This window comes from Glaciecola punicea (assembly GCF_001756615.1).
Classification (GTDB): Bacteria; Pseudomonadota; Gammaproteobacteria; order Enterobacterales; family Alteromonadaceae; genus Glaciecola; species Glaciecola punicea.
In genome coordinates, this window is record NZ_LZXY01000004.1 from 183,500 (window position 1) to 210,278 (window position 26,779).

General features: G+C 43.9%; 20 protein-coding genes. 8 read left to right on the forward strand and 12 right to left on the reverse strand.

Going from position 1 to position 26,779, the window contains the following annotated elements; all coding sequences use genetic code 11:
- Positions 1-15: 15 nt before the first annotated feature.
- Together BAE46_RS06825 and BAE46_RS06830 are read right to left on the reverse strand one after the other, a co-directional pair.
- On the reverse strand, positions 16-849 hold the full coding sequence (locus tag BAE46_RS06825; protein ID WP_006005553.1) for an HAD family hydrolase: 834 nt from the start codon (positions 847-849) through the stop codon (positions 16-18).
- A gap of 595 nt (positions 850-1,444) precedes the next feature.
- On the reverse strand, positions 1,445-1,813 hold the full coding sequence (locus tag BAE46_RS06830) for a rhodanese-like domain-containing protein (protein WP_006005550.1): 369 nt from the start codon (positions 1,811-1,813) through the stop codon (positions 1,445-1,447).
- A 280-nt stretch (positions 1,814-2,093) separates the two neighbouring features.
- Between BAE46_RS06830 and BAE46_RS06835 the strand changes: the two genes are divergently transcribed.
- Positions 2,094-2,798, forward strand: coding sequence for a DUF445 family protein (locus BAE46_RS06835; protein WP_070112101.1), 705 nt, complete (start codon positions 2,094-2,096; stop codon positions 2,796-2,798).
- A gap of 80 nt (positions 2,799-2,878) precedes the next feature.
- Here the strand turns inward: BAE46_RS06835 and BAE46_RS06840 are convergent, their stop codons facing one another.
- The 4 genes from BAE46_RS06840 to BAE46_RS06855 form a co-directional block, all read right to left on the reverse strand.
- Positions 2,879-4,777: a DNA topoisomerase III gene (locus BAE46_RS06840; RefSeq protein ID WP_006005546.1), complete on the reverse strand. Its 1,899-nt coding sequence runs from the start codon at positions 4,775-4,777 to the stop codon at positions 2,879-2,881.
- A gap of 148 nt (positions 4,778-4,925) precedes the next feature.
- A complete protein-coding gene (locus BAE46_RS06845) occupies positions 4,926-5,999 on the reverse strand; it encodes a hypothetical protein (RefSeq protein ID WP_244884993.1) in 1,074 nt (357 codons plus the stop codon).
- 2 nt (positions 6,000-6,001) lie between these two features.
- On the reverse strand, positions 6,002-6,499 hold the full coding sequence (locus BAE46_RS06850; protein WP_006005542.1) for a hypothetical protein: 498 nt from the start codon (positions 6,497-6,499) through the stop codon (positions 6,002-6,004).
- 135 nt (positions 6,500-6,634) lie between these two features.
- Positions 6,635-8,245, reverse strand: a complete 1,611-nt coding sequence (locus BAE46_RS06855; protein WP_070112104.1) for an NAD(P)/FAD-dependent oxidoreductase — start codon at positions 8,243-8,245, stop codon at positions 6,635-6,637.
- Between the two features lie 242 nt (positions 8,246-8,487).
- On the opposite strand from BAE46_RS06855, the gene fdxA reads away from it, so the two are divergent.
- On the forward strand, positions 8,488-8,811 hold the full coding sequence (gene fdxA, locus BAE46_RS06860) for a ferredoxin FdxA (RefSeq protein ID WP_070112105.1): 324 nt from the start codon (positions 8,488-8,490) through the stop codon (positions 8,809-8,811).
- Positions 8,812-8,882: 71 nt separating this feature from the next.
- On the opposite strand, the gene rlmE is transcribed toward fdxA, so the two are convergent.
- Complete coding sequence (rlmE, locus tag BAE46_RS06865) at positions 8,883-9,503, reverse strand: 23S rRNA (uridine(2552)-2'-O)-methyltransferase RlmE (protein ID WP_006005537.1); 621 nt, start codon at positions 9,501-9,503, stop codon at positions 8,883-8,885.
- A 324-nt stretch (positions 9,504-9,827) separates the two neighbouring features.
- On the opposite strand from rlmE, the gene BAE46_RS06870 reads away from it, so the two are divergent.
- Both BAE46_RS06870 and BAE46_RS06875 read left to right on the forward strand, forming a co-directional pair.
- A complete protein-coding gene (locus tag BAE46_RS06870) occupies positions 9,828-10,574 on the forward strand; it encodes a TrmH family RNA methyltransferase (RefSeq protein ID WP_006005536.1) in 747 nt (248 codons plus the stop codon).
- Between the two features lie 129 nt (positions 10,575-10,703).
- Positions 10,704-11,048 carry a hypothetical protein gene (locus BAE46_RS06875; protein ID WP_006005535.1) on the forward strand — a complete coding sequence of 115 codons (345 nt, stop codon included), beginning with the start codon at positions 10,704-10,706 and terminating at the stop codon, positions 11,046-11,048.
- 267 nt (positions 11,049-11,315) lie between these two features.
- On the opposite strand, the gene katG is transcribed toward BAE46_RS06875, so the two are convergent.
- A complete protein-coding gene (gene katG, locus BAE46_RS06880) occupies positions 11,316-13,523 on the reverse strand; it encodes a catalase/peroxidase HPI (protein WP_070112108.1) in 2,208 nt (735 codons plus the stop codon).
- 252 nt (positions 13,524-13,775) lie between these two features.
- Here katG and BAE46_RS06885 point away from each other — a divergent pair, with 252 nt between their 5' ends.
- The 3 genes from BAE46_RS06885 to BAE46_RS06895 all read left to right on the forward strand — a co-directional run bounded on the left by BAE46_RS06885 (position 13,776) and on the right by BAE46_RS06895 (position 18,904).
- Positions 13,776-14,792, forward strand: a complete 1,017-nt coding sequence (locus tag BAE46_RS06885) for an energy transducer TonB (RefSeq protein WP_070112110.1) — start codon at positions 13,776-13,778, stop codon at positions 14,790-14,792.
- Between the two features lie 511 nt (positions 14,793-15,303).
- The gene (locus BAE46_RS06890) at positions 15,304-18,471 is read left to right on the forward strand and encodes a TonB-dependent receptor (protein WP_006005528.1); all 3,168 of its coding nucleotides are present in this window, start codon (positions 15,304-15,306) and stop codon (positions 18,469-18,471) included.
- Between the two features lie 184 nt (positions 18,472-18,655).
- Positions 18,656-18,904 carry a GlsB/YeaQ/YmgE family stress response membrane protein gene (locus BAE46_RS06895; RefSeq protein ID WP_006005527.1) on the forward strand — a complete coding sequence of 83 codons (249 nt, stop codon included), beginning with the start codon at positions 18,656-18,658 and terminating at the stop codon, positions 18,902-18,904.
- A gap of 94 nt (positions 18,905-18,998) precedes the next feature.
- On the opposite strand, the gene BAE46_RS06900 is transcribed toward BAE46_RS06895, so the two are convergent.
- The 4 genes from BAE46_RS06900 to BAE46_RS06915 all read right to left on the reverse strand — a co-directional run bounded on the left by BAE46_RS06900 (position 18,999) and on the right by BAE46_RS06915 (position 24,753).
- On the reverse strand, positions 18,999-21,572 hold the full coding sequence (locus BAE46_RS06900; RefSeq protein WP_070112112.1) for a TonB-dependent receptor plug domain-containing protein: 2,574 nt from the start codon (positions 21,570-21,572) through the stop codon (positions 18,999-19,001).
- A 270-nt stretch (positions 21,573-21,842) separates the two neighbouring features.
- Positions 21,843-22,283, reverse strand: a complete 441-nt coding sequence (locus BAE46_RS06905; protein ID WP_006005523.1) for an OsmC family protein — start codon at positions 22,281-22,283, stop codon at positions 21,843-21,845.
- A gap of 49 nt (positions 22,284-22,332) precedes the next feature.
- A complete protein-coding gene (locus BAE46_RS06910) occupies positions 22,333-22,917 on the reverse strand; it encodes a hypothetical protein (protein WP_006005521.1) in 585 nt (194 codons plus the stop codon).
- A gap of 303 nt (positions 22,918-23,220) precedes the next feature.
- On the reverse strand, positions 23,221-24,753 hold the full coding sequence (locus BAE46_RS06915; protein WP_070112114.1) for a DUF3612 domain-containing protein: 1,533 nt from the start codon (positions 24,751-24,753) through the stop codon (positions 23,221-23,223).
- A gap of 295 nt (positions 24,754-25,048) precedes the next feature.
- Here BAE46_RS06915 and BAE46_RS06920 point away from each other — a divergent pair, with 295 nt between their 5' ends.
- Positions 25,049-26,647 (forward strand): isocitrate lyase, encoded by a 1,599-nt coding sequence (locus BAE46_RS06920; RefSeq protein ID WP_006005514.1) that lies wholly within the window; start codon positions 25,049-25,051, stop codon positions 26,645-26,647.
- Positions 26,648-26,779: the final 132 nt, after the last annotated feature.

Below are 26,779 nucleotides of genomic sequence, written 5' to 3' on the forward strand. Positions count from 1 at the left end.
TATATAAAAGCTGCCTTATAGTGAGAAACGCTCACGCAAGAAATGCGCTATGCCGTCTTTGTGATTGTGGCCAATAACTGCGCTAGCGGCCTGTTTAATGTCGGTCGTTGCATTTTCTGGAGCATAGCTCTCATCGGCAAGAGCAAACATACTCATGTCATTGTCGCTGTCACCAAAACAAATAACATTGCTGGCCCCTAGCTGCTCTTTCAAGTTAATAACAGCACTGCCTTTATTGGCTAGGCAGTGATGAACATCCATCCATCTGTATTTTTTCCCTTCCAAAGCGGGACCAGAATAAGCAATTAAATTTTCGTGCGCATTTAGTTCTAACCACATCTTATGGATAGGCTCGGCCAAACCAATCATACTTATATTCGTGACTCTGCTATTTTCCGGCAGCGCTTGTAGCGGCATCAATTTGGCATCGGTGCGCGAATAATATTTATTCACTAAGTCTTTTTCTACCTCGTGATGGGTTAGTGAATGAAAAATAAAGTGATGATTTTCGTTACTATCGTGTCTATCTATGGTGTTCACAAAAGGGGCAATGCCTTGGGCAAGCGCAACATTGATAACGGTTGAAATTTCAGCCTTACTGAGCAAGTTATCAAGCGTAAGCTGTTCAATTTTAGGATCCCACACCGCTACCCCATTATTATATATTTGGGGCAAGTTGAATTCATGTCCGGCAACAATACCGCGGGCCGAGAGCATAGTACGTCCTGTGGCTACCGTGTAGGCAATATCATTTTCTTTTAACAGGCCTAGCGTTTCTTTGGTAAATATCGATATTTCAGACGCATCGTTTAATAGCGTGCCGTCTAAGTCAAAACAAATCAGATGCATAGCGTTATCTTTAGTTGGGGACGGGAGTCTTGATTGAGGCTTACATACTAACGCTGTTGCTCAATTTCAGCAATTGTAAAACGAAGTAAAACAGCTGTGTAAATTCTACTTAGTTTTTGTAAATTCGACTGGTCAACGCATTATAATATAAATAAGATTTCGTAATACTCTCGCAAATTCAGCGGTTTAAGCTTCGATTATTTAGGAACGCTACTTGCTAAACAATAGTATGTGTCTGCGGCTCATGACAAAAATTTAATTACAGGAACAGATATGTCAAACCAGACCCAAAAAGTGCAAAAAGTAAGTGATATAATTCAGGTAATGAAATCAGGCACCGATTTTACAGCGGCGCGTCCAATGACGCTGAGCAGTTTGCTGGTGCCATAAGCATATTGACGGCCCTAAGAGCAAAGGCCTAAACGATGCATGATGAAATGATAGCAGTGCAAAAATCACTGGGTAATTAACAATAAATCTTAGTTCACCGCTCCCGAGCGATTGCCATGTAGCGTTCTACGTTACATGGCCTTTTTGTATTTTACACTGCTGAAAAAAATCAAGCCACTCGCAATATTGCGCTGTGTTTAAGCTCTTATTCGCGCGTCTTATCTGTAGGAATAATCAGTTCGCTAATACCGCCAGCGTTTGTCACATCAGTAAAACCTTGATCTTCCAAAAATGCTTTAGCCTGCCCAGCACGACCACCAGTGCGACAATACAATACGACGGGCTTTGTTTTGTCTAAGTCAGCGAAGCCTTCTCCTTGCAGCATGGTTGTGTGAGGAATGTGCAGGGCTTGTGAAAGATGGCCTTCGTTAAATTCGGCATCGGTGCGAACGTCAATGACTTGTATATTGTCATCAAACGTCTTATATTCAATTTTTTCTTGGACTAAAGCCCCAGCGCTTAGAGAAAATGCTATGGCGAAAATGGCAATAATGGCGGTCAGAAACTTTTTCATTAATATGTCCTTGTTAAGAATATTGGCTCTTTAGTAGCTTACACTACTTGCTAATCAGGCAGTAGCATATTGTGAGTAAAAGGAGCTACCTTGGCTTTATTTAGTGATTTCACTGATTTTCTTGATAGCAAATATTGACAGCGTTTTTTTAACTGATATAAACCATGCTGAACCTAGATACTTAAACATAAATACATGATTTTAAATACGTGATCATAAGCCGGCGTATATAATTACTGGGTCATGAGTACACGAATTTACTCAACCATGGAGTCTTTTTTTGAATAAAAGCATCATCACCAATGCTCTCGCCTTAGGGCTCGTGACGCTTGGCTTTATTGTGAACAACGATATCATTAAAACAGTCGGCTTGTTCGCAGTGTCGGGCGCGCTCACCAACTGGATAGCGGTGCACATGCTATTTGAAAAGGTACCTGGATTGTACGGTTCAGGCGTCATACCGGCACGCTTTGAAGACTTTAAGAGCGGTATTCGCTCCTTAGTAATGGAGCAGTTTTTCAGCCAAGAAAATATTGACCGTTTTTTAACACAAAGCAAGCAAATTACCAACGTAGACCTAAGCCCAGTTATCAAAAAAGTAGACTTATCGCCTACATTCGATTCGTTGGTAGAGCTTATCAAAGCCTCTTCATTTGGTCAAATGCTGGGCATGATTGGCGGCGTTGAAGCCTTAGAGCCTATGCGTCAGCCTTTTGTCGATAAGATGGCGCTATCATTAACTGAAATTACGCAAGATCCTAAGTTTGCACAATTATTACAAGAAGAGTTGACTCAATCGGATATGCCGCACGACCTGCATGAAAAAGTCAGCCAAATAGTGCAGCAGCGTTTAAATGAACTAACGCCTACAATGGTGAAAGATATTATACAAACCATGATTAAAAAGCACTTGGGCTGGCTAGTGGTATGGGGCGGCGTGTTTGGGGGCTTTATAGGGCTATTAGCAGCCTTATTTACTGCTTAAACGCTTACTTTTTTACTAGTATTTCCCGCGCATATGTAAACAAACTATTTGTGTGCCTGTCCGTTTTCGAATCAATACAATTAAGATTTCTTTTTGTAGAAGCGCTTCTTTGCGACTGGCTTTACGCTTTTCAAACCTGCGAACTTGCTGGTATCAAGCTGCTGGCTGCTGTTTATTAACTGTGTTATAGATTCAGTTAAAGGCTTCATAAAGGCTTCATAGCGCAGTTGCTGATGCGCTATTTTGGTCAAGTCTGCCTCCCAAATAGCGGTCATGTCAGGATGCGTAGTTTCACTTGGTAAGGCGTTTATTAACGCGCTTCCAGTTTGCGTGGCATGAATTTCTTTTCCCACTTTTTGCATAAACTGGCGTTTAAAGAGTAAATCGATAATTGAGGCACGCGTGGCTTCGGTACCAAGGCCGTCGGTCTCTTTCAGAATTTTCTTAATTTCACTGTTTTGCACATATCGTGCTATTCCTGTCATGGCAGCTAATAAAGTCGCTTCGGTGAAATGCTTTGGCGCAGAGGTTTGTTTCTCTAGTAGCGATGAGTCAGTACACCGCAATATCTCGTCTTTAGTTAAGCTTGGCAGCGCAGTTTGTGTTTTGTTGCTGTCATTATTGCTTAGGGCCAACCAACCTAAATCGGTGTTGGTTTTACCTTTTGCTAAAAACTCACCCCCTGCAATATCAACCTTAGCCACTTGCTCTTGATACTTATGTGGCCCATAAAACTGCATGAGATACTGTGTGGCAATTAACTTATAAATTTTTGCTTCATCGTTAGTTAAACTGGCGGTCGGCTTTTTGCGAGTAGTGGGTATAATCGCGTGGTGAGCTTCAACCTTGCTATCATCCCAAGCCTTAGATTTTAGCTTTGAATTGGCATTGTTTACCATGCTTGTAAAGCTTGGTTCATTGCTTTTAATAACAGTTAAAATGGCTGGAGCTTGGCTAAACTGTTCTTTGGGTAAATAACGAGAATCAGAACGAGGGTAGGTAATTAACTGGTGCTTTTCGTACAAAGACTGACACAGGTCTAATACTGTTTTGGGCGATAGGTTAAAACGTTTGGAAGCTTCTATTTGTAAAACGGACAGACTAAAGGGTAACGGTGGGGGGCTTTGTCTGCTTTGCACTTTATAAGCACTCACCCTTGCTTTTTGCCCTTGAGTCTTATTCACCACGGTCTGTGCAAGTTTGCGTGATATAATCCGGCCTTCTTCGTCTTGATAAGGTTCGCAGGCTTTACTTGGCTGCCATTTAGCAGTAAAGACTGCTTTGTCTGTGGTTTCGAGGGTGGCGAGCACTTCATAAAAGGGTTTTGACACGAAATGGGCGATATCCTGGCAGCGTCTCACCACTAAGCCTAACACCGGTGTTTGCACTCGTCCTACTGACAGTACGCCGCTGTATCCCCCTTGTTGCCCCAGTAGAGTATAGGCGCGAGTTAAATTTAAACCATACAGCCAGTCGGCGCGAGACCTTGCTAGAGCTGATATTGACAGGCCTATAAATTCACTATTAGTGCGTATGTTTTGCAAGGCAGTTTTAACCGCGCTGGTGTTTAAATCGTTTATTAATAAACGCCCAGCGCTTTCTATGATGGCCGGTTTAACACCGCAGTAAGTAATGACCTCGTCTACCAATAATTGGCCTTCACGGTCGGGGTCGCCTGCGTTTACGATATGGGTGGCGCTTTTGAGTAAGCGTTTAACTACACTAAGTTGTTTCTGGGTGTTTTTTTTAGGCACAAGTTGCCATTTACTGGGCACAATGGGCAGATGTGTAAAAGACCATTTGCCAAAGGCGGGATCGTATTTGTCAGGCTCGGCTTGCTCCAATAAGTGTCCTATACACCATGTTATACAGTCACCATTGTTTAGCTCAATGTAGCCGTCACGCTTTTGCTGACGGCCGCTAAATCCGGTGGCTATTGCTCGGCCTAAACTGGGCTTTTCGGCGATATATACAATCATGAAGGTTCACTGTATGAAAAACCAGTATTCTAGCAAACTTTTTAGCATAAGGTTAGTGTACTAAACGACAGCCTAGCAAAAGGCCAAGCATAATCACAAGAACTGCCAGTGGCCAATTTGCGACTTACTTATGCTGTAATGTCGAAGCCTAAACCTGGGCTTGGCGCTTTACCACCACCACGGTCGCTATAATAGCAACGCCAATGGTTAAGCTATAGCTGTGCTCGCCACCTATCAAAAAGCCTATTGAGTAAGCAGGGGTGCATATTGCTAGTACCCATAAAAAGAGTGGCTTTGACTTACCTAATAGCAAGTAAAGGGGAAATACTAGGCTATAAAAGAAGAGGAAGGTTTTATACAAGGTTTCTTCTAATGGCAAATTTACCCAAGGTATAGAGCTGTCTTTGATCATTGTTAATAAGCCAATGCAAAACACAGAAAAAACCGCTATTGAACTGCCCAGTAAGCCTGGTTTTAAGTATCGCTGAGTACTTAACTCGCTCGCGTGGGCAGCCACAGTAAAGCCTATTTGTAAAACCAAAAAGCCTACTACTGGATAAATAATAGCCGCTGGTATTGCTTGGTTGAAGAAAACATTGCCTAAGCTGGTGGCATAGAAAAACACAAATCCCAACAGGCTTAAAAACAAAACACCAAAGCCTATTAAAAAACTCATTTTAGGATTTTTACTGTCTTTAAAGGCGCGGTGAAAAGTAATGTCTAGGTAAGGAGAAAATATAAAGCCAATGGCTAAGGGTAACAAAGCATGCGGCCAATAGCCTTTTGCACTGATTTCAACAGGCGGCCAATCACTGCCTAAAAAGCCCACAAACAAACCAATAGACAGTACATAAAATGCTTGTGCCCAATATGTGATCACTTTTTTTGTGTGGTATATAACAAAGGCAATAAGTAGTACCGCTGGCAGCAGCAATACCTGGCCAATAACGGCGCCAAGCCAAGCCATAAAAAATAGCTGATAGGCGAGGGTAATGTAAGAGAAAATTGCGATAGCAGGTTTGTGGGTATTTTCAAAATCTTGTTGTTGACTGCGGTTTTTGAAGTAAAACCCCATTGCCATAGCGCCTCCTACGTTAAACACAGTGAAGGCGGCTAATGCTGGCCAGCCATAGTCTCGGCCTAATATCAAAGGGAAAAACCCACCTAAACACCACAGCCACGAGCAGGCTAAATAGAAACCATATTGTAAAGTTGTTGACAAAGTTAAGTACCTATCGGCCACATATGAAAGCTTATAGTACCAGAGCCAATTCGGCGAGTGGCCTTGTTTTTATTCGTTCTGAATACTTTTATGGTCATTTCTATATTGAACTTACCACCTTCTTTAATTTTTTCAGCCAGCTCTTCTAAATCTACATAGGCTTTGTACATGATGGCGTCTATGCTTGGCAGTAAAAAGCGATAATTTAAGCGGGTGCAAATCATGCGATATTCACCTTTACTTAACATAAACAAATACGAACCTGCGGCTAATTCTGAATTACCTAAAATAGCGCCGCCGGCCATGGTCCCGTACCAGTTCAGGTTCATTCGTCTTTTTGGCAAAATTGCATAGTAGTCATCTTCAACGAAATTCATTCTTAAGCCACTTTTAGATACAAAGGGCATAAAAAAGAAGCTGAGTAACTTGTTAAAAAACCGGCTCTTTATCGACAGACGATTAAAATACTTTTCTAACTTTGGGGGTAGTGGGATAGCCATGGACAACCTAAAAACGAATCAGTAGTAATAAAAAAAAGTAATTTGCGCTTGAATAATCAACGCTTATCTTAGCAGCCGTGAGCAAAGATGTTTAGTTAAATTAATGTTAGCACTAGCGCACTAACGCATCATCGATTAATGCGTGCTCATATAATCTAGTGCTACGGCCTCGGCAACGCGAATGCCGTCTATACCCGCCGACCAAATACCGCCTGCATAGCCGGCGCCTTCGCCTGCAGGATATAGGCCTTTAATATTTACACTTTGATAGTTGGCGTCGCGTTTAATGCAAATAGGAGATGAGGTGCGGGTTTCAACGCCCGTTAATAAACCGTCTGCTTTTGCAAAGCCCTTAACCTGGCGTTCAAAAGCAGGAATGGCCTCGCGAATAGCTTTGGTCACGTAATCTGGCACCACTTTGCTTAAATCGCCCAGCGTAATACCCGGCGTATAAGATGGTTTAACGCCACCAATTTCGGCGCTTGCTTTGCCTGCCAAAAAATCACCAATTAGCTGGGCGGGCGCGTGGTAGTTTTCGCCGCCTGCACTAAAGGCCAGCTCTTCTAGACTGCGCTGTAGTTCAATTCCCGCTAAAGGATTGCCGGGGTAATCTTCTTCAGGGGTAATGCCTACTACAATAGCGCTGTTGGCGTTTCGTTCGTGTCGTGAATATTGGCTCATGCCGTTGGTGACCACTCTGCCGGGCTCAGACGCTGCGGCGACAACGGTGCCGCCGGGGCACATGCAAAAACTATAGACCGTGCGGCCATTTTTGCAGTGGTGAACTAGCTTATAGTCGGCAGCGCCCAAAATGGGGTTGCCCGCGTTATCGCCAAAGCGACTCTCATCTATCATGCTTTGTTCGTGTTCAATGCGAAAGCCTACTGAAAAAGGCTTAGCTTCTATATACACGCCCTGCTCGTAAAGTGCGGTGAAGGTATCGCGCGCGCTGTGGCCAATGGCTAAAATAACGTGCCTGCAGGCTAGGTAGTTGCCGCCAGATAAGTGTAGGCCTTGAATTTCCTTATCTTCGTTTAAATCTAATTTTTCAACCTTTGTGCTGAAGCGAAACTCGCCGCCTAAAGCTATTATTTCTTTGCGCATTTTTTCGACCATATTGACCAGTTTGAAGGTGCCAATATGGGGTTTGCTGACATACATTATTTCTGCGGGCGCGCCTGCCGCCACAAATTCGTGCAGTACTTTGCGGCCGTAGTGTTTGCGGTCTTTTACTTGGCTGTAAAGTTTACCGTCGGAAAAGGTGCCGGCGCCGCCTTCGCCAAACTGCACGTTCGACTCAGGATTAAGCGCTTGCTTACGCCAAAAGCCAAATGTGTCTTTAGTGCGTTCGCGTACTTCTTTGCCGCGCTCTATTATAATAGGCTTAAAACCCATTTGTGCTAAAATTAGCGCCGCAAATAAGCCACATGGGCCAAGGCCAACCACCACCGGGCGATGGCTAAGTTGCGCGGGTGCTTGAGCGACAAATTTGTAGCTCATGTCTGGGGTAAGGCGCACGTGTGGATCGTTAGTAAACTCAGCAAGCAAGTTCTCTTGGTCTGTTACCTCAATGTCGAGCGTGTAAATTAGCATAATGTTGCGGTTATTGCGTGCATCATACCCGCGCTTGAACATATCAAATGACAGCAACTGGCTTTTGCTAATCTTAAGTTTGCCTAAAATAGCTTGCTCAATTGCATGTTCATCGTGATCAAGGGGGAGTTTAATGTCAGTTAACCGCAGCATAGTGTACTTACTCTTAAGGTCGCCTAACAGCCTGTCTGTAGGTGAACAGTATTTTAAATCACTTCGTCTTTTTTAGATAGCCTAGTGTGACTGCCAAGCCATTAACAAAGAAACTTGTGTTTTGAGTGCGCTACTTTATTATATCGTGGTCGAGCGAGGAAATTCTCCTCATTTTGGCTTCTTTACATTTACATGTTCATTTTTAACCATTCATTCCCTCTAACCTTTGATGATTAGCCAATATGACCTTTGTAGTAACCGACAGCTGCATTAAATGCAAATACACCGACTGCGTTGCCGTGTGCCCAGTAGACGCTTTCTTTGAAGGCCCTAACTTTTTAGTGATCGATCCTGTTATCTGCATCGACTGCGCCCTATGCGTACCCGAATGCCCGGTGGATGCAATTTATCAAGACACTGAGCTTCCTGACGATCAAGAGGCGTTTTTGGACATTAATGCGCAATTGTGTCAGCAGTGGCCAAATATTACTGAGATAAAAGACGCGTCAGACGATGCCGATGAATGGAAGACTGTGGTAGGTAAATTGCCGCTGCTGGAAAAGTAAAGGGCTTAAAAAAAGGTAAAGGGGATCTGAACCCATTACCTTGTGACCACTTCACATACTTTTACCTTGCTTTACCTTTTAAAGCCTTTACCCACAATATAAACTTCGCGAGACCTTGGTCTTGACGCAGCAGGCTTGCGCACAACGACTTTGTCAAAAGACGTGCGTACGTCTTTTACGTATTCCTCATAGCCCACACCTTGAAACACTTTGGCGCAGAAGCTGCCACCGGGTGTTAATACGTTTCTGGCCATATCGAGCGCTAGCTCTACAAGGTATATTGACGAATACTGGTCGGTGGTAGCTACCCCGCTGAGGTTAGGTGACATGTCAGACATCACCACATCGGCCTTTTGGCCGTTTAAAGTGCTTAGAATCTGTGCGTAAACGGCTTCGTCAGTAAAGTCACCTTGAATGAATGTTACGCCTATTATTGAATCCATATGCAGAATGTCAGAGGCAATAACGCCGCCCCTTTCACCTACCAAGGGCGCCACAATTTGCGACCATCCTCCAGGCGCCGAGCCTAAATCCATAACAATATTACCGGGCCTAAAGAGCTTATCTTTTTCATTAAGCTCAATAAGTTTATAGCTGGCGCGTGAACGATAACCGTCGGCTTTTGCTTTTTTAACATAGGGGTCGTTAACGTGTTCGTCGAGCCATTTTTTGCTAGTTTTTGATCGCGCCATAAAGTGCATTAGCTTCGTAGTATTTAAAACGTACCTCATTGTAGGGCCGCTTATTGAATTTGCAAATTCAATAAGACTTTGATTGTTTCTTTATTCTCAGTTTATATAAAGCGTTTATGCGCGCCAGTAGTGCTATTGAACCTGCTTTTTTGTTCTGTATTTAGTTTTATACCTGACTTGATCTCGGCTAAGTGCTACGATATTGCGATAAAGATCTGAAGGTTTTAGATGTGCTAAATTATTAATAGGACACGACGTGATAGGCGCTAATAAGCTAATTCTGCACACACAATGGGTGCAAAAAAGAGGTGAAGGCAAAAGTATATGAAACTGGACGATGTTAAAAAGCTGCACCAAAAAAAATACCGTACGCAGTTAGGTTGCTACCTTGTAGAAGGCGAACATCTTGTTCTTGAACTACAAAACGCATTAAAAAAAGGCGCTATCGCTACACCAATAAAGCTTTTCGTTACCCAAGAGCATGAGCCGTGGGCGAATGCTTTAAACGCAGGCTTCAGTATATCTGTCATTAATCAAAAACAAATGAGCCACATTAGTGACACCAAAACACCGCAGGGGATCGTTGCATGCGTGCGTTTACCAGCATTAAGTAATAAAAAAACGGCTATCAAACAAGATGAGCGCTGTATTTATTTGCACGAAATTCAAGATCCTGGCAATTTAGGCACAATTTTAAGAAGCTTAGCCTGGTTTGGCAATTTTCGCTTACTGCTTAGCCCCGACAGTGTCGATCCGTTTAACCCAAAGGTAGTGCGAGCTAGCATGGGCGCTATTTTTCATGTGCCTATTGAGCTTGATGTTTCGCTTAATGATTTACAAGCTCGCTTTACTACGTTTGCTTATTTAGATATGCAGGGCAAAAAAATAAGCGCGGCCGTTTTTGCAAACTACGACTGCTATTTGTTTGGTAACGAAGGGCGCGGTGTTCCGCTTCACGCGTTAGCGCAATGCAATGCTGATGCCTTTACAATACCAGGCACTGCTAATGTGGATTCTCTTAACCTTGCTAGCGCGGTGAATATATGTGTTTATCAGCTGTCTTTGTCGTGACATTGTGCACTGTTGTGATGCTAGCAATTTTAAACTGCTAATCCTGCAGTATATTACGAGTTTCAATTTATTGTATGTAGCGTAAAATGATACCATTGCGTCACACTTCTTAAATTTCGGAAAATTACCATGAACAGAAAAAGCACACTAAAGACATTGGCAATATCTAGCGGCATTCTTTCGTTTTTACCCGCGCTTTTTTATTATTTAGTATATGCTAAGTTACTTCACGCTGGCAAGAATATAGTCAAGCTAGAAGAGCTTTATGTACTTTTTGCGGTTACCTTTATTGCATTTTTTAGTCATGTTGGGGTGATGTTTGTGTCGAGCAGCATTGGCCTTGGTGCCGCCTTCTTTATGGTGTCGTTGTTTGTACAAGTTACAGTAGTGGCGGCGCTTATAATGTTTTATAAGGCCGCTCGTTATGAAAACTACAACCCAGATAAGTCGGGCTCAGATCCGCTTACTCATTAAAACAGTGTCTTGCTTACACTATTCAAAATAGCCGACACCTTATCTGTGCATAAAAAAGGTAAGTTTCAAGGATTGCTTTTTTTGCGCCCAAAAAAAAGTGGTTTTATAAGGGCGGTTGGCAGACTTAGCGCATCATTTTTGATGGTCTACTGACCCATGTCATCAATTACTAGCACGCGGTGCTTTGGCCAGCGAAACTGGCAAAAAAAACGAGCCTGGTCAAATATGATTAGGCTCGCTGTTTTTTCTAAGATAGCCTATTAGGGCCTAGGCTATATCAAATCTGTCGGCATTCATCACTTTATTCCACGCCATTACGAAGTCTCTCACAAACTTCTCTGTAGCGTCATCTTGTGCATACACCTCACTAACAGCGCGAAGCAAAGAGTTGGCGCCAAACATTAAGTCTGCGCGACTTGCGATATATTTCGCCCCTTCTTTGCTAGTGTCTTTGCCTGTAAAATACTGCGCATGTCCATTATTGGGTGTCCACGTTATGTTCATATCGAGTAAGTGGGTAAAAAATGCGTTGTTTAATTTACCGCCTTCGCTGCCAAACATGCCGTACTTGGTTTCTTGGAAGTTAACGCCAATAGCACGCATTCCGCCGACTAAGACTGTCATTTCAGGCGCGGTTAAGGTTAGTAGCTGCGCCTTGTCTAAGAGTAGCTCTTCGCTTGAAGCCGTAAAGCGCTGTTTTTGGTAATTTCTAAAACCATCGGCTATTGGTTCAAGCACGTCAAATGACGCTACATCTGTTTGCTCCTCAAGTGCATCCACTCTGCCTGGGGCAAACGGCACCGTGATGTCTACTCCCGTATTGCTTGCTGCTTTTTCAATACCCACCGCACCTGCAAGCACAATCAAATCGGCAATAGAAACCTGTTTGTTATCCGCATTGGCATTAAACGAGATCTGTATTTTTTGCAGTACTGCTAACACTTTCGCTAGTTGCTCCGGCTGATTTACGTCCCAATCTTTTTGCGGGGCAAATCTTATTCTTGCGCCATTAGCGCCGCCTCTTGCATCTGAACCTCTAAAAGTAGACGCCGATGACCATGCGGTATACACCATTTCATTCATAGACAAACCGCTGTGTGCAATTGTTAGTTTTAACTGTTTAAGGTCTTGCTCGCTGACTAAGTCGTAATCTCTAACAGGCAACGGATCTTGCCAAATTAAGTCTTCCTTGGGCACATCACTGCCTAAATAACGCGATTTTGGACCCATGTCGCGGTGGGTTAACTTAAACCAAGCACGTGCGAAAGCATCGGCAAACTCTTGTGGGTTTTTATGAAAATGCGCTGAAATTTTACGATACTCAGGATCCATTTTCATGGCCATGTCGGCAGTGGTCATCATAATATCCAGTTTTATGCTGGCGTCTTCAACGTCGGGGGCATGATCTTGTGTTTTAAGATCTATCGCTTGCCATTGTTTTGCGCCTGCTGGCGAGGTGGTTAATTCCCACTCATAGCCAAACAGCATATCAAAATAACTCATGTCCCACTTCGTTGGTGTGGGTGTCCATGCGCCTTCAATGCCACTGGTGATGGTGTCGCGTCCTTTACCTGATTTGAAATTGTTCTTCCAACCAAGTCCCATTTGCTCAATAGGGGCAGCTTCAGGCTCCGGCCCGTGGTGCAAGTCGGGGGCAGCGCCGTGACTTTTTCCAAAAGTGTGCCCGCCTGCAGTTAAGGCAACGGTTTCGTAGTCATTCATAGCCATGCGCGCAAAGGTTTCGCGAATATCTTTGGCAGATGCAAGCGGGTCAGGGTTGCCGTCGGGTCCTTCTGGATTAACATAAATAAGGCCCATTTGCACCGCGGCTAAAGGCTGTGCTAGCTCGCGTTCGCCGCTATAGCGCTTGTTATCCAGCCATTTCTTTTCGCTGCCCCAGTATATGTCTTCTTCAGGCTCCCATATGTCTTGTCTGCCACCGCCAAAGCCGAAGGTTTTTAAGCCCATCGAGTCTAGCGCTACGTTACCGGTTAAAATAAATAAGTCGGCCCATGACAAGCTACTGCCGTACTGTTGTTTTATCGGCCAAAGCAAGCGGCGCGCTTTGTCAAGATTGCCGTTGTCGGGCCAGCTGTTTAAAGGTGCAAAACGCTGATTACCACTACCAGAACCGCCGCGCCCGTCGCCTTCGCGATATGTGCCTGCTGCATGCCATGCCATTCTGATCATGAAAGGTCCGTAGTGACCATAGTCGGCTGGCCACCAATCTTTGGAATCGGTCAGCATTTTTTCAATGTCATTTTTAAGCGTGTTTAGGTCAAGTTTGTTAAAAGCGGCTTGGTAGTCAAAACTCTCCCCTAAAGGATTCGTTTTTTTATCGTTTTGATGCAAAATTCTGATATTTAGTTGGTTTGGCCACCAGTCTATATTCTTGGTGCCGTCACCGCCTACTGTGGTATTGCTGCCATGCATGAAAGGACACTTGCCGGCTGGTGAGTTTTGGTCTTGTTGCATACGACTTCTCCCGAATTTTGTATTTGTAAGGTAGCGCTAAATGCCTGGTGGCGGCACGAAGCCTTGGTTCAATGGAGACGAGTGTATAGAAGTTTCTAATAGTTAAAAGTGAGTAAAATAGATTGCCTTAATCGTATTATACGATTGGCTAATCATGTTTTTTTACACAACAAAAAAGGTTTACACTCAATCTCATTGTTCGTAATATCGAGCTCTTATTATCAGTGCCATTTGGCTATCAAGGAATGCGGCATGCCAATTTTAAAATCATTATTTATTTTCTTACTGATACTCAGCGCGTCAATACAAGCTCAAAGCTTTGTTTCTGCCACGTTAGTTGGGCAAGGGTCAGAGCAAGATTTTGATTATAATCCGCGCAATGGTCAAGAAGGATGGGCCTTACTAAATTACGTCATAAACGACAAAGGTAGCGTTGAAGATATTATAGTAGTTGATTCATCAGGCGATGACATAATTACCGCTGCCGCTTTTCGGCGCGTAAATGCGTTTCAATACAAACCGGCAACACGCGATGGCACAAATGTGGCAAGTCACACTGAACTTTTCTTTCGTTTGCTTGAATCTCGTGGCGGAAAAGATAGAACCGCAGTGTCTAGAGACTACAAAATAAAATATGATAAAATACTCACATTAGTAAATGCTAAAAACTTCGAGCAGGCGTCCCAAGAAATTGAAGCCTTAGACATGCGCGGCAGCCGTAATTTATTCGAGCACGCCAGAACCGCTTGGCTTAAGTCGATGTATTATTTTCACACGCAGCAGTTCAATCTTTATACTCGTGAAATGCGCGTGGTTACTTTACTTAAAGACTACTTGGCGACCAAAACAGTGTCAGCAGGCATGAGCAGCTTGTTTGAAAGCTATATATTTTACAACGAATTAGGCAAGGCACTTACACTAGTGGCCACAATGAGCGAGTTTGAAGGCGTAGAGGTAAGCCAAGACGTGCAAAACGAATTACTGACGCGCATTGCACTTAAGTCTGCAGGTAAGAAAATTATTACGATAAAGGCAGAAATTTTAGACGGAGGTGTTTATCACCATGTGATCTCTATGGCGCAGCAGATTAACATCCAAACCGTAAGGGGTGAGTTAAATTCATATGATTTACGCTGCCAAAACTTTAGAAAAGTCGGCGATGATGTCAACAAGCTCTTGCTATTGTTTGCTGATGCTTATGGTCCTACCTGCGATTTGTTTATAATGGCTAAACTTGGCGCTAGTTTTGAGTTGTTTTACACGATATAAAAAAATTGTAGCGTGATGGCTTGTAAAAGACGTTCGACACAAGCTCAAAGTCAACGATAGATAAATTACAAAGCTGGAATAAGAAAAAGTAACGCTTCTAAAATAAATTAAGGGAATTTTCACTATTTTTCAGCGTAATTTTATCTTTTATAATAATTACTCAACATTTTGGTGAAAACAATCATTTCTTGAGTCACATCAATATTCGTAGCCGAGTCAATAACATAGCCTCTACAGTTAGCCATATTCCTTATGCATTCACATTTAGGGTGTTCTTTAATCACATAAGTATTTTGTAACCAAAGCTAGCTTACTCTATACTCATTTTGTCGTGCTATTGATTTTAAATCTTGAGCTAATATGTTTAAGCGATGGCTGCGAAATAAAATAAGAAAACACAAAAACACAAAAAACATAAAAAAGACAAAACTGTAATGAAACTGTAAAGGATACCGTGGACAATCTCCTGGGGAATTTAAGCATTATTCAAAACACACATAGGGAAACTTCAATGTTTACAAACAATAATTTAAGCAAAATCGCAATAGCAGTTGCCTTGTCTGTTGGTCTTTCAACCGCCACTATGGCGCAAGAAACATCATCAGCTATGGAAGGATCAATAACGACTCCTTCCGGCGCTCCTGCTGCCGGGACCTTGGTAACAGTGGTGCATTTACCCTCTGGTACGAGTCGTCAAACAACGGTTAGTGACACCGGTACATTTACCATGCGCGGCTTGCGTGTAGGTGGACCCTATCAAGTAATCGTTGATTCTGATCAGTTTCAAGACGCTAACATCGACGGCGTGTTTTTGAATATTGGTGAAGCTTTTGATATAGATTTGCAGCTAGAAGACGCTTCATCAATTGAAGTTATTACGGTTAAATCTTCTGCGGTAAGCACGTCTGTTTTTGGCGCAACTGGCCCGCAGTCAGTGTTTAGTTTAGATGACATTCAAAACGCACCGGCGATAAACCGTGATATAAACGATATTGTGCGTGCCGATCCGCGTATCTTCGTAGACGAAAGTGCCAACGATTCAGTCCGTTGTGGCGGCGCAAGCCCCCGTTTTAACAGCCTAACGCTAGACGGTGTTCGCTTGAACGATACCTTCGGCTTAAGCAGTAACGGCTACCCGACTATACGTACTCCATTTTCGTTTGACGCGGTACAAGAAGTCGCGGTTGAACTAGCGCCAATGGATGTTGAGTACGGTGGTTTTACAGCCTGTAACATTAACGCGGTTATAAAATCTGGTACCAATGAAATTACCGGCGGCGTGTTTTTTGATTACACCAGCGATTCATTTCGTGGCGACACCGCCGATGGCGAAAAACGTGATAACGGTAACTATACCGAAGAGCGCTATGGTTTCAACATAGGCGCACCTCTTATTAAAGATAAGTTGTTTATATATGCAGCATACGAAGCTTTAGAAGGCGTTCGTTTGTTCGACTACAACTTTGGCGGGGACAGAGTTACCGAGCAAGACATAAGCGACGTTTCGCGCATTGCACAAGAAGTATACGGCTATGATGTTGGCGGTACCCCCCCAAGCTCACCGGTTGACGATGAAAAGATTTTGCTTAAGCTAGACTGGAACATCAATGATGACCACCGTGCAGCTTTAGTTTACATATACAACGACGGCTTTACATTAAGCCAGTCAGACGGCGGCTTTGGTCGTGTATCATTGTCTAACCATTTTTATGAGCAGGGCGCTGAACTAGATTCAACCGTTTTAACAGTATACTCAAACTGGACAGACGACTTTTCTACTGAATTCCGTTTAGGCCAAACTAACCTAGATAACCGTCAAGTATCAATAGATGCTGCATCTGGATTTGGTGAAGCGCAAATTAGAACAGAAGGCGGAGGCACAGTCTTCATTGGTCCAGATGACTCGCGCCAGTCAAATGACCTAAACTGGGAAAGGTTTGATTTTAAACTGGCGGGTACCTACTACTTTGGCGACCATAAAATAACCGCTGGTGTCGAATATGAAGAGCAAGACGTATTTAACTTGTTTATGCAGCACACCATTGGTGAGTACCGATTTAATAGTATTGATGATTTTGAAGCCGGATTAGCGAATAGTATTTACTATAACAACTCAGCGGGAACTAATAACCCAGCCGATGCGGGCGCTACATTTAACTTTGATATTTTGTCATTGTACTTACAAAATGAATTTTATATAACAGACGACATCCAAGTTAAAGTTGGTTTGCGCTATGAAGAGTATTCGTCGGGTGATGTACCTAACTTAAACAATAACTTTACGCAGCGTTATGGTTTTAGTAACCAAGGCAACGTAGACGGTATAAGTTTGCTACAGCCGCGTGTTGCGTTTAACTGGGCGGTAAGTGATGTATTAGAAGTACGTGGTGGTGTTGGCTTGTTCTCAGGTGGTAACCCTAACGTGTGGATTTCGAACGCTTACTCAAATGACGGCGTAACAAACATCAGCACGCGTGAGCGTGACATAAACGGATGGGATGGTGGTACTACTTCTATTCTTGATATACCACTTTCTGGTGGAGGTCGTCCTATCTTTGATGCACCGCAAGAACTAGTTGATTTAGTGGCTAACACTAGCACCGAAAATGGCGATGGAAATACGGTTGCAACTGATCCTGACTTTGAAATTCCGTCAGAGTGGAAGTATACCTTGGGCCTAACGTATATTGCGCCTATGGACTATATTATATCAGCAGATATTATATTTACTGACAAGCAAGACTCTGCGATTTATCGCGATCCAAACCTGACACTTGTGGGTGCGGGTACTACGTTGGGCGGTCGTCCAGATTATGCGCTAGTAGATCCTAGCAGAAGAGTAGGTAGCGATTTTGTATTAGGTAACGTAGCGCAAGGTGACGGTAAATCGTCTATCTTTTCATTGAGCGTCGCTAAATCTTGGGACATCGGTATTGATGCAACCTTAGGCTATTCATACGTCCAGTCAGAAGATGCCAACCCAATGACAAGTTCTGTTGCATTTTCTAACTATTCTAACTTTGCCACAAGTGCGGCTAATAACCCAGGTGCTGCAACGTCTGACTATGAGATACCGCATCGTGCAACGCTTAGCCTAGGTTACGCAACTGAGTTTGTTTCAGGGTACGAAACGCGCTTTACGCTGTTCGGCCAAGCCAGCGATGGCAAGCCAATATCATATGTGTTCAACAAAGACCGTCCTCGTCGTGAAGACGGTATCGAAGAAGCGTTTGCATTTGATTCACCGGATCGTCGTCAACTGCTTTACATTCCAACAGGTGATGGCTCTGACGGTGTTTCATTCTTAGATGCAGCAGATGAAGCCGCTTTCTTTGCATGGGCTGACGGTGAGGGCTTTGCACGTGGTCAAACGACTGAGCGTAACAGCCGAAATGCAGACTGGTGGGTTAAAGCCGATATTCGTGTAAGTCAGCAGTTACCTGGTTTTATTGAAGGTCATAAAGCTAGCGCATTTATTGTTATCGAGAACTTTACGAATATGCTAAACGATGACTGGGGCGATTTTCGTCAAGGCTCATTTGTAGGCGACGAAGTTGTTGACGTTGATACAGATGGCAATGGTAACTTTTTCTACAAAAACTTTGAAAAGCCAGGTCAGTCTATTTCCAGAGCGCCTTCTCTATGGGAAGTGCGTGTAGGTGTAAACTACCGCTTCTAAGCTTTAGTTAACGATATAAAAACCCGGAATTAATTTCCGGGTTTTTTTTAGTTTAGCCTTTATGGCCCTGTGCAGCGGTGAAAAGGGATATTACAGCACCCCAAAGCTGCCCGTCATTATCGTGACATTAAAGTAGCAAACTGAAAAGATTTAGGTGAGTTCACAAGAATAAAAAGGAAACACTATGGGTATTTTATCATGGATAATATTTGGCTTAATTGCGGGCATCATTGCTAAAGTGATTATGCCCGGCAAAGACGGCGGTGGTTTTATTATGACCACCGTACTGGGCATTGTCGGCGCCTTTGTTGGCGGTTGGATAGGCGCATTTTTTGGACTAGGCAGCATTGGTACTTTTAGTTTAGGCAGCATGGTAACTGCTGTTGTTGGCGCCTTACTTGTGCTATTTATCTATCGCCAAATCAAAAAATAGTAGTGCTTTGTTTGGTCGATATACTACATTGAGATAGACATAAAAAATGGGCCAGTAGGGCCCATTTCTTGTTTACATTAACTACTAGCGCATATTAGAACGTATAGCGTATCTGTCCATACACATAGCGGCCGTTAAAACCAAAAGGCGAAAAGCCAGAGTACGAGAACAAGCGCGAGAAGGTAGTAACATCATCTACCAGTTCGCGTGTTGTATCGGGATACACATCAAGTATGTTGTTGGCGCCTAACGATACGCTTAGCTGCTCGGTGATAGGGTAATTAACATCTAAGTCGGTTATCCACTTACCCGGCAGTACTTCGTTTCGCAACGGGTTGTCAGACGGATCTTGCGTCTCACCATAGCGTGTTGTTCTTAAGGTGGTGGTGGCATAGGGTGATGTCCATATCGCGCTTAAGTTAAGCTTTTCGTCGGGTGAGCCAACTTCAAAGCGGCGCAGTTCGTTGCCATCAAAGAGGTTGTTTTGATCCACGCCAGCGCCCTGGAGTAAGGCCGGTGGATCGATAACGCTAGTCACTTCATTATCGTTTTGGTTGTAGCCCACACTAAACATTACACTGTTGTTGTCTAGTTCAAGATTATAACTCGAGACTATGTCAAAGCCTTTGGTGGTGGAGTCAATAGCATTTAAAAAGAAACGGCCGCGGTTAGCGCCTGTGCCTGCTAACAACTCTTCAACCGCTGCTCCCGACAGGTTGCTTGACAATACAATGCGGTCATCAATGTCTATTTCATAGAAGTCTACGGTTAAGTTGAAATTTGATGAAGGCGCAAAACTAAAGCCTACACTCATATTGGTGGATTCTTCCGCATCTAAACCTGGGCTACCTAGCGCAAGGGCTACCTTTGACGAGGGTGAGAATGTGCCTGTTTCAGTCGGTTCTCCATCCACAAACACGGTCGCAATTGAGGTAAAGAACTGCTGCTGTAGTGAAGGTGCTCTAAAGCCGGTAGAGATTGAACCACGCAGTGAAAATGCGTCTGTTAACATCAGGCGGTTAGACACTTTCCAGTTGAAGGTTGAGCCAAAATCAGAATAGTCTTCAAAACGAGCGGCAACAGCTACGTTCCACATTTCAGTCACGTCAGCTTCTAAATCGATGTAAGCACTGAAGTTTTCACGCGAGTTATTGCTAGCAGATGCAGTTGTAAAACCGGGGAATACTTGCGAACCGGCGGCGCCTAAACTATTACTTACACCAGGCGCTGCACCGCGAGGTCCAAATGGGCCTTGGGCAAAAGAGGCTGAATCGCCTGCTTCAATAGCGTAGTCTTCACGACGATACTCTGCGCCAATGGCAAGGTTCATATCGCTGGCAAAGAAGTCAACGCGGTAAAGCCTGCTGGCGTCTGCATTAAATACAAACTGTTCATATATGAGTGTGCCCGCATCAAACTCAGTTGGACTCGTTGGACCTAAGGACGTATTTAAGCTGTTGATTACACCGAAGTTGAAGTCGTCACTTCCGTACACTGCAGATAAATCGTAGTCCCATTCATCGTATATGCCTTTTACACCAAACGCGAAAGAATAGTCAGCAATTTTTGAGGTGATGGTGGGTAAGAAACCGTCTGGATAAATTTCTGTCACGTTTCTAGCGTCTTGCGCCCGGCGATAAAAACCGCTGCCTTCGCCCGTGCGTGAGCTATATGAACCAAAAGAATACCAGTCCATATTCGCATTTATGCTGCTGCCTGCGTTATAAAATATGGCAAGATCGGTAACGTCGCCGTTACCAAAGTTGTGATTGTAGCGATTAACGGTCAGTTCGCGAGGATCTAAGCTAGCGTCGTCTAAGCGTGCGTAGTTTTCGCGCTGATCATAGTCTGAGCGATTAGTTGCGTTGCGCTGTCTATATTCGCCTGACACGTTTAAAAAGCCGTTATCGGCTATACTTAAACCGATGTTTCCGCGTACGGTGGTAGTTTGACCATCGGTGATCTTGCGATCAGAGCCTTCGGTAAAGGCTAGTTTACCGTCAGCGCCTTGTGATACGCCCGTTAACCTTGGCACGCCGTCCATGGTGGTTGCGTTCGCACCATAAGTAACTGACATGGAGCCGCCGTTGTCAGCGTCTTTTAGGACAATATTGATAACCCCAGCAATGGCGTCTGAACCGTATTGTGCGGCAGCGCCGTCGCGCAATACTTCAATGCGCTTAATAGCGTTAACGGGGATAGCGTTTAAATCGACCGCAGAGGAGCCGCGACCTGCTGAACCGTTCAAGTTAAGCAATGCGCTGGTATGGCGACGCTTTCCGTTTATCAATACTAATGTGTGATCGGGTGCAAGGCCGCGTAACTGAGCGGGTCTAACGTGGTCTGTCCCGTCAGTAATAGATGGCTGAGGAAAGTTGAAGCTAGGTAATAATGTGCTAAGTACCATATTAGTTTCGGTAAGTCCTGATGAAGATAGCGCCTCTGAATCGATAATATCAATAGGCACTGAGCTGTCTTCAACCGTTCGCCCTATACGGCGTGATCCGATAACGCTTATTTTTTCAATCGCGGTGTCGTTGGTTACGACGTTGTCTGGCGCAGATTGAGCAAGTGCACTTTGACTCGCTACCACAGTTGCGACGAAGCCAGCGCATAAAGATAATTGAAATAACGGTCTTTTATGAATGTGCCTGCGTTGTTTAGACATAATTTTTTTCCCTATTGATGTAATGTTTGTGTGTGCTGCTTAATACTGGCGGTAGAGTAAACTGTATTCTGTAAAAAATAGCTACTAAATTATTAGCTAACACGTTCTAAAACAATGTTATAGCAAGGTTTATATTACGAGAAGAAGAGGCAGCAGGTCAAACACGTTTTGGTATTAGATAGGCGAATGCATTCTTAAAGTTAATATTTACTTGAATTTGATGATAGTTAAAGAGGGTGACTTGCGCGAATCACCCTCTGGCTAAGTAGATTAGCCTGCGGCAGAAAATCCCTCTATTTCAAGAGTGATCTCGCACTTGAGTACCTTTGAAATAGGGCAGTTTTTTTTAGCGCCTTGTGCAATCTTGGTAAACTCAGTCTCGTTAATACCGCTTACTTTTGCGTGTAATACAAGCTGCGACTTAGTGATGGTGAATCCATCGCCATCTTGCTCTAAACTCAACGTTGCTTTTGTCTGTAAATTACCATCATTATAGCCCTTATCGGCTAGTGCAAATGAAAGCGCCATTGTAAAGCAACTAGCATGCGCTGCCGCAATTTGTTCTTCTGGGTTAGTCCCGTTGCCGTCTTCAAAGCGCGTGTTGAAACCGTAAGGCTGTTTGTCTAAAGCACCAGACTCTGTCGACACATGTCCTTTGCCTTTTTTACCTAGTCCTTCATAGCTTGCGTTTGCTGAATTCTTGGTTGTCATATTCTCTCCTTTGGTGTCTTAGTCATTTGCGTCATTCATAATTTGTGCACTAATCAGAAGTTGCCCCCTTTTTTAATATTCCGCCGATATGTGCTGCGTTAATTTTTTCATTCACTTGCTTTACTTGCTCAGATCGTAAATAGCAAAATATTAGTGTGTCTTCGTTGTTTAAAGCATCGTCAAACTCTGCCACTAAGGAACTGCTTTTACTAGTACCCACCATTGAAGCTGACCATGCGCAAAAAACGGCGCCGCCTGCCGCCATACTGGCAATTGCCGCACTAATAGCCACCATAGAAGCTGACCATGCGCCAAAAACGGCGCCGCCTGCCGCCATACTGGCAATTGCAGCGCCGCCTAGCGTTACGCCAGCGACAGGAAATGCAGTAAGCAGCACACCAACAATTAGACACAATCCCGAGCCTATGAGAGCCCCTCGGGTTAGCGCTTCGGGTAGTTTAGATTTACCGCTAGTATCCAATTCAGGGAGATCTGCCAGTGCTATTTCGCTGTCTTTACTGACCACGCCAATGCAATCTTCGCTGACTCTAGTCTCGCGCAATATATTGATTACATTCGTAGCGGCTTGAACGTTTTTCACGACGAGATAGGTGTTGAAATTAATATTAGACATAATGCCTCCATTAGCACCATGAATTAGTGCAGATAGGGTGCCAATTGGCGCTTATATTTTAAATTTCATATTTTCGATTTTAAACATGTAGTTACAAACACGATCACGCGCCCTTAATAAAGAACTGCTTACAATGAGTGAAATTCTTTCTATTAAATTGTAATATTTTCAGGCATCAATAGTTTGCAAAGACACTATCATCAGGAAATAAGGCTTCTACAGCCAAGAATAGAATCTAAAATTTGAAGGAATGCTTCGCCGCCGGCCATGCAGGCAGCGGTAGCAAAAAGAGATTAAGCTAAACTATGAACATTCTTTGCTGCTAGCATAGCAACTTGGGACGCGCGGACAATGCGCCCCGCGCGAACAAATAAGCCGAGCGTCAGCTGCTATGCCACGTTCTATCCAATTAATATTCAATATACGCGACACACTCGACAGCTTATTCTTAATAGAGGCGGGTATAGCACTTTGCCCTTCGTTTTCGGCACACGCTTTCTTCAAGTCTTCAGCCATCTGATTAGCGTCACCGCCTTGTGCTTCTATTGCGGGGTTCAAATCTATGCCGGTGCACAACACGTGGTTGTTGTCGGCTAAGTCTTTTACGCTGGTTGACTCACAGCAGTATATTCTTGGCTTGTCTTCTACATTTAGAATAGAAATTTGTGCTGAAGTGCCGGTGGTGGGTACGTTTATCATTCTAAAAACCGCCCAGTGCTGGCATGGATCTTCGACTAAGCGCATATTGCCCCAGGGCAGGGGAATGCCGTTGCCTCGGTAAACGGCTTTTAATTTTCCCGGTGCGTAAGCATCAAAATAATGCCAGTGCGCGTAGGGTGAAACTGCTGTCATTCGGCGCATTGCCACCGAGGCCGATACACCTAGTTGCTCGTGCACGCTAACTTCATAGCCGTGACGGTCAAGTAATTGCCTAAAAGGCACTTTGGGGCATAACAACGCGCCTGCAAAAAAGCTAGACTCGAAATCGCGCCACGCATGCAAAATGTCTTGTGCGTTTACGGTAGACGACTGTGGAGTTGCATCAAACAATGCGCTGCTAGATTGATCCACCGTGTTGCCAGTGACTAACACGCTTTTCAGCCCATCGCGATTGTGCAGCACGCTATGACCAATATGCACCGCTAAATCATATTTTAAGCGAGTGGGGAATTTTTTTAATAGAGTATTTAAATTAATGGAGCTAGGCGGATCGTAAAACGAAGTAACGACACTTCGTGAACTCACCCCAAGCTCGTCTTTGGCCGACTTAGGCATGCTGTCAAACCATTTAATGTGCAGGCCTAGGTTTTTAGCAATATCAAACAGGTCTTCTACACTCAAGGGCATTCGTTTCAGGCCCACCTCTTCGGCAGCACGCTCTAAGTCTGGAAAATGGTTTTGGTGGTGTTCTTGGTGAGCACGAATTAACAAGTGAGCGAATTGACGACCGCTTACGCCGGTTTGCGACAGCATTTCGGGTATGGCAATTTGTAAAATTTCGTTGGAAAAAAGAAAGCTTGGCTCTAAAGCCATGCCGCTTATGCCGCCTCGGTTGCCCTTGTCAGGGGTAATAGACTGCTCTTCAGGCACGTCATCTAAAAACCAATCTACCTCTTTTTGAAACACATTCGCAATTACCTCTAGCATGTCGTAACTAGGCACACGTTTGCCGCGCTCAATCATAGATAAATAGCTGACGGACGGCGCTAGCTGGGCACTCACTCTTATGCAACGAGCCGATAAATCTTCCATGGTCAGGTTATTACGCTTTCGTAAATTACGAATTTTAGTGCCAAGTAAATGTGATTTTCGACTTAAGCTTTTACTAATTCTCATGGGTGTGTCCTTGTTTCATAAAGTCACGTTAGCACCGATATTTTCATACTAATCATGCCGTTTACCGTTTAACACTTTTGTAAAATTTACATTGTAAAATTTTAATTGTGAAATTTTTAATCAATTTACACTATATTATTAAACAAGAAAAGCGAAGGTTAGCAGCGGCAAAATAATTAATTGTTAATAAGGTATTCAACTGCTAGTAAACACACGATTGGCTGAATCGTTACACACTGCGCGTAAAGCGGCAGAGATACTAAGGCCAATAATTTTATAATGAAAAGGAAGTATAATGAAAACGTACAATGAACAAACCAATGAGGTAAGCAGCATAATCAAGAAACGTGATGGGCTATGGAATGCGATTAACCCTGAGAATGTAGCGCGCATGCGCCTGCAGAATCGTTTTAAGACAGGTTTGGACATTGCTAACTATACTGCAAACATTATGCGCAGTGATATGGACGGCTACGATCAAGACAGCAGCAAATACACGCAGTCTCTTGGCTGCTGGCACGGGTTTATCGGCCAGCAAAAAATGATTTCAATCAAAAAACATTTTAGCACAACCAAAGGTCGCTACCTGTACCTGTCTGGCTGGATGGTCGCGGCGATGCGATCTGAGTTTGGTCCTCTGCCCGACCAGTCTATGCATGAAAAAACTTCTGTTCCCGCACTAATAGAGGAGCTATATACGTTTTTAAAGCAGGCCGATGCGCGTGAGCTAAACCATCTTTTCAAAGATTTAGATGCCGCTCGTAGTGCCGGCGATGACGTAAAAACACGCAGCGTTGAAAAACAAATTGAAAACTTTGAAACCCATGTTGTGCCAATTATTGCCGATATAGACGCCGGCTTTGGTAACGAAGAAGCCACCTACTTACTGGCTAAGAAAATGATTGAAGCAGGTGCGTGCTGCATTCAGATTGAAAATCAAGTGTCTGACGCTAAGCAGTGTGGCCATCAAGACGGTAAAGTAACCGTTCCTCATGAAGATTTCTTAGCCAAAATAAACGCTGTACGCTATGCGTTTTTAGAGCTTGGGGTGGAAGACGGCGTAATTGTTGCGCGCACCGATTCATTGGGCGCAGGCCTTACTCAGAAAATACCAGTGTCGCAGGCCCCTGGTGATTTAGCGCAGCAGTACAACGCTTACATAGACGGCGAAGAGGTGACTTCGTTGAGCGACCTACAAAGCGGCGACTTAATTATTAAGCAGGGCGATAAAATTATTAGGCCCACTCGTTTAGCTAACGGACTCGTTAAATTCAAAGCTAACACGGGCGAAGATCGCTGCGTTTTAGACTGTATAACCTCATTGCAAAACGGTGCTGATTTGCTGTGGATTGAAACTGAAAAACCCCATATAGGCCAAATTGCCGGTATGGTGAACCGTATTCGTGAAGTGGTGCCTAATGCCAAACTGGTTTACAACAACAGCCCTTCGTTTAACTGGACGCTTAATTTCCGCCAGCAAGTATTTGACCAGTGGGCAGATCAAGGCCGCGACGTGGGTGCCTATCAGCGTGAGCAGTTAATGAACGAAAGTTACGATAGTTCAGAGCTTGCTATAGTCGCGGATGAGCAAATTCGGAGCTTCCAAAAAGACGCCGCGCAGCAGGCGGGCATATTCCATCATTTGATTACTTTGCCCACTTACCATACCGCAGCCTTATCTACCGACAACCTAGCCAAGGATTATTTTGGTGAGCAAGGTATGCTAGCCTACGTGCAGGGTGTGCAGCGCCGCGAAATTAGGCAAGGACTAGCCTGCGTGAAGCATCAAGACATGTCAGGGTCGAACATTGGCGATGATCATAAAGAATACTTCTCGGGCACCCAAGCGCTTAAAGCGTCGGGTGAAGACAATACTATGAACCAGTTTTCATAGTAGCGATTAGCTAATATGATGGTGAGTTAGTCACAGATATCATTTTCTCTATGCTGCTTTTCACTTCATGTAAAATGGCAGCGGTAACTAAAAAGGCAAGCATTAACATGCTTGCCTTTTTTATGGCTAGAA

Coding starts and splice junctions, on each gene's coding strand:
- BAE46_RS06825 (WP_006005553.1), bottom strand. CDS start 849: ATGCATCTGATTTGTTTTGACTTAGACGGCACGCTATTAAACGATGCG.
- BAE46_RS06830 (WP_006005550.1), bottom strand. CDS start 1,813: ATGAAAAAGTTTCTGACCGCCATTATTGCCATTTTCGCCATAGCATTT.
- BAE46_RS06840 (WP_006005546.1), bottom strand. CDS start 4,777: ATGATTGTATATATCGCCGAAAAGCCCAGTTTAGGCCGAGCAATAGCC.
- BAE46_RS06850 (WP_006005542.1), bottom strand. CDS start 6,499: ATGGCTATCCCACTACCCCCAAAGTTAGAAAAGTATTTTAATCGTCTG.
- BAE46_RS06855 (WP_070112104.1), bottom strand. CDS start 8,245: ATGCTGCGGTTAACTGACATTAAACTCCCCCTTGATCACGATGAACAT.
- fdxA (WP_070112105.1), top strand. CDS start 8,488: ATGACCTTTGTAGTAACCGACAGCTGCATTAAATGCAAATACACCGAC.
- rlmE (WP_006005537.1), bottom strand. CDS start 9,503: ATGGCGCGATCAAAAACTAGCAAAAAATGGCTCGACGAACACGTTAAC.
- BAE46_RS06870 (WP_006005536.1), top strand. CDS start 9,828: ATGAAACTGGACGATGTTAAAAAGCTGCACCAAAAAAAATACCGTACG.
- BAE46_RS06875 (WP_006005535.1), top strand. CDS start 10,704: ATGAACAGAAAAAGCACACTAAAGACATTGGCAATATCTAGCGGCATT.
- katG (WP_070112108.1), bottom strand. CDS start 13,523: ATGCAACAAGACCAAAACTCACCAGCCGGCAAGTGTCCTTTCATGCAT.
- BAE46_RS06885 (WP_070112110.1), top strand. CDS start 13,776: ATGCCAATTTTAAAATCATTATTTATTTTCTTACTGATACTCAGCGCG.
- BAE46_RS06890 (WP_006005528.1), top strand. CDS start 15,304: ATGTTTACAAACAATAATTTAAGCAAAATCGCAATAGCAGTTGCCTTG.
- BAE46_RS06895 (WP_006005527.1), top strand. CDS start 18,656: ATGGGTATTTTATCATGGATAATATTTGGCTTAATTGCGGGCATCATT.
- BAE46_RS06900 (WP_070112112.1), bottom strand. CDS start 21,572: ATGTCTAAACAACGCAGGCACATTCATAAAAGACCGTTATTTCAATTA.
- BAE46_RS06905 (WP_006005523.1), bottom strand. CDS start 22,283: ATGACAACCAAGAATTCAGCAAACGCAAGCTATGAAGGACTAGGTAAA.
- BAE46_RS06910 (WP_006005521.1), bottom strand. CDS start 22,917: ATGTCTAATATTAATTTCAACACCTATCTCGTCGTGAAAAACGTTCAA.
- BAE46_RS06915 (WP_070112114.1), bottom strand. CDS start 24,753: ATGAGAATTAGTAAAAGCTTAAGTCGAAAATCACATTTACTTGGCACT.
- BAE46_RS06920 (WP_006005514.1), top strand. CDS start 25,049: ATGAAAACGTACAATGAACAAACCAATGAGGTAAGCAGCATAATCAAG.